We start from the raw sequence: 395 nt of genomic DNA on the forward strand, positions 1-395 counted from the left end.
CTTTAACAGTGGCCAGGGCAGTGCCTCGGGGTTCGGGAATGTGGGGTCGTTGGGTTCGGGGGCGTTCAACCTGGGTGATCAGGTGTCGGGGTGGGGTAACACGATCGTGAGTTTGGGCTCGGGTGTGGGCAATGTGGGTGATCAGTTGGCGGGGTTGTTCTCCCAGGGTATGGACAAGGTGAGTTTGTTCAGTGCGGGGTTCGCCAATCATGGCGGGATGAACCTGGGTAGTGCGAATTTGGGTGATTTCAACCTGGGTAGCGGCAATGTGGGTAGTTCCAATGTGGGTTCAGGGAATGTGGGGTCGGGGAATACCGGTGTGGGCAATGTGGGTGATGGGAATGTGGGTGGCGGCAATATCGGTGATGCGAATGTGGGTAGCGGCAATGTAGGGG

General features: G+C 58.0%; 1 protein-coding gene. It reads left to right on the plus strand.

Translation table 11 applies throughout. From position 1 onward, the window contains the following. Window positions 1-49: 49 nt before the first annotated feature. Window positions 50-395 (plus strand): pentapeptide repeat-containing protein (locus tag BST27_RS30915; protein WP_249025756.1); only part of this gene is annotated, 346 nt, incomplete at its 3' end.

Source organism: Mycobacterium intermedium, assembly GCF_002086275.1.
Classification (GTDB): Bacteria; Actinomycetota; Actinomycetes; order Mycobacteriales; family Mycobacteriaceae; genus Mycobacterium; species Mycobacterium intermedium.